Annotated in this window: 2 protein-coding genes; one reads left to right on the top strand and one right to left on the bottom strand. The window is 69.8% G+C overall.

Annotated features, from left to right (window positions below; all coding sequences use genetic code 11):
• Positions 1-63: 63 nt before the first annotated feature.
• A complete protein-coding gene (gene glnA, locus ACFCX4_RS35900; protein WP_376151621.1) occupies positions 64-1,476 on the bottom strand; it encodes a type I glutamate--ammonia ligase in 1,413 nt (470 codons plus the stop codon).
• 279 nt (positions 1,477-1,755) lie between these two features.
• On the opposite strand from glnA, the gene ACFCX4_RS35905 reads away from it, so the two are divergent.
• Positions 1,756-2,223, top strand: a complete 468-nt coding sequence (locus ACFCX4_RS35905; protein WP_376151623.1) for an RDD family protein — start codon at positions 1,756-1,758, stop codon at positions 2,221-2,223.
• Positions 2,224-2,433: the final 210 nt, after the last annotated feature.

Consider the following 2,433-nt stretch of genomic DNA (forward strand, 5'->3'; position numbering starts at 1 on the left):
GCTTGCGGCCGCCCGGCGGGGGCGTGGTGGGTCCGGCCCGTGCGCACGCGGGCCGGGGTGCTGCTACAGGTCGTAGTAGAGCTCGAACTCGTGGGGGTGGGGGCGGAGGGCGATGGGGGCGATCTCCTGGGTGCGCTTGTAGTCGATCCAGGTCTCGATGAGGTCGGGGGTGAAGACGTTGCCCGCGAGGAGGTACTCGTGGTCGGCCTCCAGCGCCTCCAGGACGGCCGGGAGGGAGGACGGGACCTGGGGGACGTTGGCGTGGTCCTCCGGGGCCAGCTCGTAGAGGTCCTTGTCGACCGGCTCCAGGGGCTCGATCTTGTTCTTGATGCCGTCCAGGCCGGCCATCAGCATGGCGGCGAAGGCCAGGTACGGGTTGGAGGAGGGGTCCGGGGCGCGGAACTCGATGCGCTTGGCCTTGGCGTTGGAGCCGGTGATCGGGATCCGGATCGCGGCGGAGCGGTTGCGCTGCGAGTAGACCAGGTTGACCGGGGCCTCGAAGCCGGGGACCAGGCGGTGGAAGGAGTTCACCGACGGGTTGGTGAAGGCCAGCAGCGACGGCGCGTGCTTCAGCAGGCCGCCGATGTAGTAGCGGGCGGTGTCGGAGAGGCCGGCGTAGCCCTGCTCGTCGTAGAAGAGCGGCGAGCCCTCGGTCCACAGCGACTGGTGGACGTGCATGCCCGAGCCGTTGTCGCCGAAGATCGGCTTCGGCATGAAGGTGGCCGTCTTGCCGTTCCGCCAGGCGACGTTCTTGATGATGTACTTGAACAGCATCAGGTCGTCCGCGGCGTGCAGCAGGGTGTTGAACTTGTAGTTGATCTCCGCCTGGCCGGCCGTGCCGACCTCGTGGTGCTGGCGCTCGACCTCCAGGCCGGCCCGGGCCAGCTCCAGGGACATCTCGGCGCGCAGGTCGGCGAAGTGGTCGACCGGCGGGACGGGGAAGTAGCCGCCCTTGTACTTGACCTTGTAGCCGCGGACGTCGCCCTCGGTGGACCCGCTGTTCCAGGCGCCGGCCTCGGAGTCGATGTGGTAGTACGACGCGTTGGCGCTGGTGTCGAAGCGGACCGAGTCGAAGACGTAGAACTCGGCCTCGGGGCCGAAGAACGCGGTGTCCGCGATGCCGGAGGAGGCGAGGTAGGCCTCGGCCTTCCTGGCGACGTTGCGCGGGTCGCGGCTGTAGGCCTCGCCGGTCACCGGGTCCTGGATGAAGAAGTTGATGTTGAGGTGCTTCTCCTGGCGGAACGGGTCGAGCCGGGCCGTGGCGAGGTCGGGGACCAGTGCCATGTCCGACTCGTGGATGGCCTGGAAGCCGCGGATCGACGAGCCGTCGAACATCAGGATCTCGGACGGGTCGAACGTCGCCGCGGGTACGGAGAAGTGCTGCAAGACGCCCGGCAGGTCGCAGAAGCGGACGTCGACGAACTTCACGTCGTTGTCCTGGATGAACTGCTTCACTTCGGCGGCGTTGTTGAACATCCATCCTCCTCGGTGTTGCGAATGGGGCTCACCCTAGGAATGGGCCGTTTCCGGCCGGTGACCCAGTCGTTTCCTGAATGTTAACCGCCGTCGCCGTGCGGGCGGCAAAGCCGTACGGGACCGGACAAACCGACTGGCCCCGGCGAGTGGGACGGATCAAGTGGTCTGGACCACTGGGGAGAGTGGGGGAAACCCGGCGACAGCCGATTCACTCTCCGGTGGCGGGGCCCACGGGGAGGCGGTGGCCGCCTCCGGTGTTCGCCCGGTTAGTGTGGATCGGTGGACACCAGAGAAGCGTTGGGATCGTGGATCGACGGCCCGAAGGCGGCCGCCGAGAAGATGGGCGCCGACTTCGGCTACCGCGGTGAGCGCCTCGGGCTGCCCGAGGAGGGCTCCGGCTCGATCGCCGGCCCCGGCCGCCGGATGGGCGCGCTGTTCGTCGACGGCTGGCTGATCTCCCTGGTCGCCTTCGGGCTGATCGGCAAGGGCACCGCGGGTTCCGCGAACATGTGGACCACCCCGCTGTTCTTCACCGTCACCGTGCTGCTGCTCGCCACGACCGGCACGACCGTCGGCAAGCGGCTCTTCGGGCTCCGCGTGGTCCGCATGGACGGCGGCCGGGCGACCATCCCGCAGGTGCTGCTGCGCACCGTGCTGCTCTGCCTGCTGGTGCCGCCGCTGGTCTGGGACCGGGACGGCCGCGGGCTGCACGACAAGGCGGTCGGCACCGTCGAGGTCCGGATCTGACCCTCCGGTCCCGGCCCCCGGGCCGGTCGGCACCCACGGTCGGTCCTGCGCGTCCCGCGGGTCCTGCACGTCCCGCGGGTCCTGCACGTCCCGCGAGGCCCGCGCGCCGGAGCCGGTCGGCAGACCCCGGGGCCGGTCACAGGTCCGGGAGCCGGCCGGCGGGCCGGGAGAACGGCCCCGCACATCGGAACGGCCCCGCCGCGGAGCTTC

Origin of the sequence: Kitasatospora sp. NPDC056327 (genome assembly GCF_042261735.1) — a bacterium.
Taxonomy (GTDB): Bacteria; Actinomycetota; Actinomycetes; order Streptomycetales; family Streptomycetaceae; genus Kitasatospora.

What these genes read in the sequence shown, in the direction of transcription:
- glnA (WP_376151621.1), bottom strand. Translation starts at nt 1,476, where the DNA reads ATGTTCAACAACGCCGCCGAAGTGAAGCAGTTCATCCAGGACAACGAC.